The sequence below is a fragment of the Alteromonas sp. ALT199 genome, from assembly GCF_018619335.1.
Lineage (GTDB): Bacteria > Pseudomonadota > Gammaproteobacteria > Enterobacterales > Alteromonadaceae > Alteromonas.
This window is the reverse complement of sequence record NZ_JAHHDX010000109.1, coordinates 1-7931: the sequence shown is the minus strand read 5'-3', so window position 1 is coordinate 7931 and position 7931 is coordinate 1. Positions and strand designations below refer to the sequence as shown.

General features: G+C 43.0%; 5 protein-coding genes. All 5 read left to right on the top strand.

All coding sequences use genetic code 11. The features are described 5' to 3' along the window. Positions 1 to 56 precede the first annotated feature (56 nt). Genes KL866_RS12000 through KL866_RS11980 form a run of 5 tightly spaced genes read left to right on the top strand, consistent with a single transcriptional unit; the run spans position 57 to position 7652 of the window. Positions 57 to 1922 (top strand): TonB-dependent siderophore receptor, encoded by a 1866-nt coding sequence (locus tag KL866_RS12000; protein WP_214995216.1) that lies wholly within the window; start codon positions 57 to 59, stop codon positions 1920 to 1922. A 16-nt stretch (positions 1923 to 1938) separates the two neighbouring features. Further along, positions 1939 to 3276 carry a c-type cytochrome gene (locus KL866_RS11995; protein ID WP_214995213.1) on the top strand — a complete coding sequence of 446 codons (1338 nt, stop codon included), beginning with the start codon at positions 1939 to 1941 and terminating at the stop codon, positions 3274 to 3276. A 30-nt stretch (positions 3277 to 3306) separates the two neighbouring features. Beyond that, a complete protein-coding gene (locus tag KL866_RS11990) occupies positions 3307 to 4776 on the top strand; it encodes a PQQ-dependent sugar dehydrogenase (protein WP_214995211.1) in 1470 nt (489 codons plus the stop codon). Further along, positions 4776 to 5777 carry a ThuA domain-containing protein gene (locus KL866_RS11985; RefSeq protein ID WP_081765811.1) on the top strand — a complete coding sequence of 334 codons (1002 nt, stop codon included), beginning with the start codon at positions 4776 to 4778 and terminating at the stop codon, positions 5775 to 5777. The genes KL866_RS11990 and KL866_RS11985 overlap by 1 nt, the downstream gene beginning before the upstream one ends. Then, complete coding sequence (locus KL866_RS11980; RefSeq protein WP_025254080.1) at positions 5778 to 7652, top strand: DUF5060 domain-containing protein; 1875 nt, start codon at positions 5778 to 5780, stop codon at positions 7650 to 7652. Positions 7653 to 7931 lie beyond the last annotated feature (279 nt).

The window sequence follows — 7931 nt, the reverse complement described above, 5'->3', positions numbered from 1 at the left end:
ACTTTATATTGTTAACAATATTTGGTTTGTATTTAATAAATTATCAGGGAAGTTGTATGCGTTTCACTATAACCTCTTTACTGCCGCTATGTTTGTGCTTTGCTGTCACATACTCCCATGCAAGTGAGATGATAGAAAATGACACCGAAGTCATTGAAATTTTCGGCAACTTTCAGCCGAAACCTGTTAGGCATATGGCCAGCCCTTTTTATGTGCTATCAGCACAAGAAATTCGTTCTATCGTAGGGGCCACTGCGCTAGATGTTTTAGCCCAGATTCCTAGCATTACAGTGCAAAAGTCCGGACTTGCTCAAGAGATATTTTTGCGCGGCGCTGAGACAAACTTCGTTATTGTTCAAATTGATGGCGTCCAAGTAAATAATCCCTTAGATACCAGAGGCGGTAGTTTTGACTTGTCATCTATTTCAAAAAGTACCTTGCAACGCGTTGAAGTGATAAAGGGGGCCCAATCCTCGATATATGGCTCTGATGCTATTGCAGGTGTGGTTAACTTTATCACTTTTGCAAAGAACTTCACGGGCACCGAACTATCGGTAGGTGTTCTGCCAAAAGGAAAGCGGGTGGCCAATGCATCATTTGGATACGAGAGTATTCAAGGAAGAGTGAACTTACTTGATTCAGACAAACAACCAAATGGTGACGCACAAAGGTCTTTAGAACTAGCGGTTCAAGGAGAATTTGTGCTGTGGGACAATAGCAGCACGCGACTAAATGTGAGGTATAACGACTATAAGCAACGCGCCTACGCTGATCAAAGTGGTGGTGTGAAGTATGCGTCAGACAGTAAAAGAGATAGTAAAGAAACCGAACTTGTCACGGCGAGTTTGCGTCATAATCACGCAATCAACGAATGGTACACGCTGGCAGCACAAGCAGAGCTTTATCAAATCGACGATAACCTCAATTCTGAAGGTGTAGCACCTTACACCAATGCTCCACCTTCAATGTCTAACAATGATTATGACTATTACAAACTCCGTTGGCTGAACACTGTGTCTTTCGACAGTGTTCAGGTAACCGCTGGTGTAGATTATAAAAATGAGAAGGGCGAAACTTCCGGCGCCCTTAGTCTCTTTGGTACTGACATTCCCACCAACTATGATATTGAACGCGACACTGTCGCTGGATTTGTTGATGCAAATTGGTCCCACAACGCACTTACACTGTTTACCGGGCTGCGCCATGATGACACACAAGATTTCAGTAGTGAAAATACTTGGAAGTTAGGCGGGGTTTATCAATTGTCAGAGCAAGTTAGGCTGTTTGCCAACGTTGGCACCGGATTTAAGCTGCCGAGTCTTTATGCGCTTAGCAACAACATGATAGGAAACCCTAATCTAAAACCCGAGCAAGCCACCAACAAAGACATTGGTATTGAGTGGAATAGCGATAAAAGCGAAATTAATGTTGCGCTTTTCATATACGAATATACCAATTTGGTAGATTTCGATGGCGAACTATTTTCATTGCTTAATCGCTCTAACATTGATGGTCGAGGCGTTGAACTATTCGCCAGTCACCAACTATCTGAGGCGCTCTCGGTTCAAGGAGATGTTACCTACGTGGATCTTGATACTGAAAGTGGCGAAGTTCTTACAAGCAGACCTGAATGGCAAGGCAGGTTATCAGTAAATTACCAAGTTACAGATGATTTAGTGACTGTAGTAAGACTTAACTATGTAGGCAGTACTAAAGCTACAAGCCTTTATACAGGCGAATTTAAACAGGAAAGCTTACCTTCCTTTAACCGTGTCGATATTACTACCTCATGGGCGATGACAGAATATCACTCTCTCGACTTCTACTTGGAAAATACTTTCGATAAGGACTATCAAGTGGCGGTGGGCGTGCCAGGTCCTGAACTCGGCGTAGGGATCCAGTTTTCATGGCGCACAATTTAACATGAGGTCGCATCTAATGAACCGTTTCGCATTTGTTTCAACTGTCTTTTTCCTAGTATTTACAAGTAATACTAGTGCCAACGACCTAGATGAGGTGCTGCGCACAAAAAGTAATGACCCAAAGGTGACAGCGCAAGGGCAAAAGCTGTTCGAGCAAATTTGCGCCTCTTGCCACGCTAAAGATTTAAGCGGTGCAACGGGGTTTAATTTAAAAGATGGTGAATGGGTACATGGACGTGACCCTTCCCAAATACTTAAGAACGTCAAAGCAGGCTTTCTTAGTGCTGGGATGCCGGGTTTTGAAGGCGTGTTCAACGAACTCGAGCTTGAGTCAATAGTGGCGTATGTACTGTCGAAACGAGAGGGGTGGGAAGAGCTAACTTACAAGCTTTACCAATTAAACAGTGCAGACGATAAAAATGTCACTGCTGATAAGCTAATAAAATCGGGTGAGTTAAGTAAGGGGTTAGCCGACTTTTCCATTCCCGAAGTTCAACATTATTTTATTGAATTTGAGGGTGACTTTTATGCGCCTAGAGATCTAGACACTCAAATATGGTTGCAGTGGGGGTTTCCTCATGAACTAACAGTATTCGTTAATGATGAGCAGGTAGAAAAAGGGGGCTCCGCATGGTTTCCTACATGGCGCCTAGAGCGAGGTAAGCAACATTTAAAAGTTACTTATCGTTCGGGGACTACTAAGCTGAATCAAAGGAACCTGATCCTTATAGGAACAAACTTAGATTTAACCGTTAAACTGTTCCCGCTATCAACTAAAGCAAAAGGCATCGTTGAAGAAAAGAAATATGAGTTAAAAGCGAATGCTGAAATACTGATTCAGCGCAAGCGTATTTTAGACTTACCTCCTTCCACCGTATCTGTCGGTTATCCAGCTAAATTAAACTATGGTTTTAATACCAAGACTTGCTCAGTAGTAGGCGTGTGGCAAGGCGATATGCTTAATATTGGCCCGAATATCGCCGGGCGTGGCGAAGATCCGAGTCTACCTCTTGGAGAGTGGCTTTTTCATTCACCCGAGCAGCTTAAACATAACATTGAAGACAACCAGTGTCGCTACAAGGGATACAAGCTAGAAGATGGCAATCCTGTATTTTCCTACCAGTTCGGACAGCGCCAATACACCCTCACAGTTAAAGCGCGCAGCAGTAGTTCTTTAGATTTTGTATATCAAGTTCAAGGACAAGAGGTGCTTAAACTCGACCTCCCTCAAGTATCGAAAGTCCGATGGGAGCATAACGATAAGGCACTAGACCCTCAAAATCTTAAAGGTTCGCTACTAAAACCTACTGAATCCGGACGAGTAGTACTCACAGCTACTCTCAAGCAGTCCTAACAACAAACAGGCGCAAACGAGAGCAATCAAATGAATTTTATATTGAGAAAAGTAGTACTTTGCCTAACAAGCACCACCTTGCTTGCATCATTTTATGCAACGGCAGCCCAAGCACCAAAACACGAGTATAAACCCGATGGCTACAGTATTGTCACGATAGAAACGCCTGAAGATGAACGATTTCACGTTACAGGTTTAGACAGCGACAGTAATGGCGTAATTTGGGTTGCGACTCGCTTCGGAGATGTCTGGTATTACAAAAACGAACAGTGGTTTAAATTTGCACAAGGGTTACATGAGCCTACGGGGTTACTTGTTGATAGTGATGGTAGCTTGCTTGTATCACAAAAGCCGGAATTGACACGAATTTCTGATAGTAACAACGATGGTGTTGCCGATGTTTACGAAATTGTCGTAGACGATTGGTCATTTAACGACAACTACCATGAGTTTCACTTCGGTCCAGTTAAAGATAAGCAAGGTAATTTATACGGTACTTTGAACTTAAGCCACAATAATCCAGACGCATTTACTATGGGAGCGATGGGGTCGCCCGGTGGGTTCCGGGGTTTTGCGTATCAAGTGAATAAAGAAGGTGAGTTTGTTCCCTATGCATGGGGGTTGCGCTCACCTGCAGGACTAGGAACATCGCCCGATGGAGAAGTGTTTTACACCGACAACCAAGGAGATTGGGTTCCTACTTCTAAGATGCATTTACTAAAAAAAGACAAGTTTTATGGACATCCTGTTTCGCTCGTTGATGTCGAAGGTTATACACGAGAATCAATTAAGCAGATGTCATTAAAGCAGCTTGAAGAAATGAGTGAGACACCGGTGGTTTGGATCCCACATGTAGAAGTAGCCAATTCACCAGGAAATCCAGAATGGGACACGACAGAGGGCAAGTTTGGTCCATTCAGCGGTCAAATATTTATTGGTGATCAAACCCAATCGAACATTTTTAGAGTAATGCTTGAAGAGGTTAATGGGCAATACCAAGGTGCGGTTATCAATTTCATGAACAAGTTCCAAAGTGGCAATGTTAGGACCGAGTTTGACGTAAATGGACAGCTTTGGATTGGGCAAACAGCACGCGGTTGGGGCTCGCAGGGTGATAAGCCATTTGGACTGCAAAAAGTAGTATGGGATGGCAGCACACCGTTTGAACTTTACGATATAAAGCTAACGAAAACGGGGTTTCGGATATCGTTTACAGATTCACTATCTGCAGAGTCAGTTTCAAAAGAAAATCTGCGTGCACAGTCGTGGCATTATCATTATTCCAGTAATTATGGATCACCAAAAATGGACCTGGAAACCCTACCTATTTCTAATGTCACATTGTTAAAAGATGGGAAGACACTAGATGTAGTCTTGCCTTTGGTTCCGGGAAAAATAATCCAGATTGATTTTGCTGGTCTTAGGGATAAAAGCGGACGTGCTACAAGTGTTGATAAGGTCTATTACACTCTCAACCAGTTATTAGCAGAGGCACAGTGATGAAGCTCTTTGAAGTAAGTTTTCGGCTAATTTTTGCGGGGGCGCACTCTCGGTTTGCTTTAAGCTTTGTCTTCGGCATATCTTTTTTAGGTTTAAGTGGTTGTGCTGCCACACTCGCACCGCAAAGTGAGTTTAGCAACCCCGAGCCTTCGCTAATAAAAGTACTTATCGTTGATGGTCAGAATAATCACTATATTTGGCCAAAGTCTACCGCCCTTATGAAAGCCTTTTTAGAAGAAAGCGGGCGGTTTAGTGTTGATGTTTACCGTACTCGATATACATGGCGAGGGGATAAGTTTATTGAGGATTACCCTGCTAATGATGGGCGAGCTCACGAGACAGTAACTGAAGCTAAAACCGATCCTACATTTGAACCTGAATTTCATATGTACGATGTAGTTATATCTAACTTTGGCTGGAAAGCTGCTCCTTGGCCTGAAACGACAAAGCGTTCTTTCGAACAATATATGCAAAGTGGTGGCGGTTTTGTCTCAGTGCATGCAGCGAATAATTCGTTCCCGAATTGGACTGAATACAACAAAATGATTGGTTTGGGGGGCTGGGGAGGACGAAATCAAAAAGATGGTCCTTATATTTACTACGATGAAAGCGGCGTGTTGATGCGCGATATGTCGCAAGGGCAGGGAGGCGGTCATGGTGCTGTCCACTCGTTCAGCATTCAAGTTCGTAATAATTCTCACCCCGTTACGCAAGATATCCCACTAACTTGGAAACACAGCGCAGACGAACTGTATAACCGGTTACGAGGCCCCGCTGATAATTTAACTGTATTGGCTACAGCTTTCGACAGCAAAAAGTACAACGGCTTTGGTCGCCATGAGCCTGTTTTTATGACCATTAATTATCATCAAGGTCGTGTGTTTCACACCACTTTGGGACATGGAGAAAATGTTTATGCCGACCCTATGTTTATGAAAGTTTTAGCAAAAGGTGTGGCATGGGCTGGGGGAGCGAAACTAACTGAAAAAGGTGTCGAATAGATGAATACACTGTCATGGCGCGGTTTACTTCTACTAGCCTTATTTTTCAATATCAATGCTGGGTGGGCCGATGTTCAAGTGGTAGTGAGAGGAGAGCTTAAAAAGTGGCACAAAGTTACCTTGGAGTTTGACGGTCCAGAGGTGTCAGAACAAGATCATTTTAACCCTTTTGTAAACTATCGTTTAAATGTCTCTTTTACCCACAAAAACACAAAAACTACCTTCGAAGTGCCAGGTTACTTTGCCGCCGACGGAAACGCCCAAAATACGGGAGCAGAGGCTGGCAATAAATGGCATGTGCACTTTAGCCCAGATAGAGTAGGGCAATGGGAGTGGGAGGCTAACTTCATTAAAGGGCGGTATGTTGCTGTTGCAAATACTACAAAAACCGGCCTTGATGGCGGTTACATGAATGGACAACGCGGCGCTTTTTATATTTTAGATACAGATAAACGTTCTCCAGATTTTCGCGCAACAGGACGCCTAGAGTACGTTAACGAACCATACTTGCGCTTTGCTGACTCTGGGGGATACTTTATTAAAGCTGGGCCAGATTCGCCGGAAAACCTATTGTCCTATAAAGACTTTGACGGTTCATTTAAAAACGATGGCGTAAAAGATAATTTAGTAAAAGACTGGCAACCTCATCTAAATGACTGGAAGCAAGGGGATCCTAGTTGGCCTGGAATCGACAAAAAAAGTGAACGAAGAGGTAAAGCGCTCGTTGGAGCTCTTAATTATATTGCCAGTAAAGGAATGAATTCGATATCGTTTTTAACCCTAAATATTCTTGGCGACGATCAAAATATATTCCCTTACGTTGATAGCAACGACGCTTTGAGATTTGATATTTCTAAACTCGCCCAGTGGGAGGTTATTTTTGAGCATGCCCAATCTTTAGGTTTATTTCTTCACTTTAAAACTCAGGAAGTAGAGAACCAAGGGCTTTTAGATAACGGGGGACTTGGCCTAGAAAGAAAGCTTTATTACAGAGAACTTGTAGCCCGCTTTGGACATCACCTTGCCTTAAATTGGAATTTGGGGGAAGAGAACGGAGAGTGGCACCCCAATCCACCAACGCCGCCTCAAACAACTATTCAGCGATTAGCAATGGCGAAGTATTTCCAACTAATCGACCCCTATCAACACCACCGCGTAATACATAATGGTCAGTACTTTCAAGATATAGCGGGTGCAGGCAGCCAATATACTGGCGCTTCAGTTCAAACCTCATCGCCTGACTTCTCGCAAATTCATGGAGCGGTGAAAGACCTGCGAAGCTGGCCTGTAAATAACGGTAGGCCGTTGGCGATAGCGGTAGATGAGCCTGGCGATGCGGAATACGCTTTGCGCTCTGACATGCTAGACCCTGAGCATTTTAACGCCCGCGCTAATGGCTTATGGGGAGCTCTAACGGCTGGTTCCTGGGGAACCGAATGGTATTTTGGTTATAAAAATACCCACTCTGATTTAACTGCACAAAATTGGCGAACCCGAGATAAATTTTGGACTCAGGCTAAACATGCTATCGACTTTTTTACTTTAGCTGATTTAGATCTTCCCAATGCGATAAATCAAGATCAATGGGCAACAAATGCGTGGGTGTTAGCTAAAGACAAAGCTTTTTATGTGTTGTACACCAAAGATGCTTCAAAAGGGGTAACACTTAAACTGCCAGGTGAGCCAGGTGTATACGATGTAAAGTGGTATAACCCACGAAAAGGGGGCGAATTTCAACAAGGTTCACTGCATCGGGTAACACAAAAAATGCCGTTCAAACATTTTTGGGTTAGGCATGAAAAAGACTTAGGTTTACCGCCTAGTGACAAGGAAAGAGACTGGGTTATTTTAGTAACTAAGGCAAATACAAAATGAGTACCAACATTAAGTAATGAACGCAGCAACAAAGGGCTTGCCACCGCCGCATGTACAAGAAGTAACGTTAGCTCTAAATTCGATTTCGGTTTTTGCCGTTTTTACTATGATGAATATAAAGTAGTAAAATTGTTAAAATATAAATTGATAATTGTTAACAATATAATGTAAAGTGGTAGGGCATATTGATAAAGAGAAGGACATGCACTTTATCTGATTCCTAATTTAGGAATTAAGCTCGTATGTCTAATTACATCGCTAAATTAGAACAGGTTAATT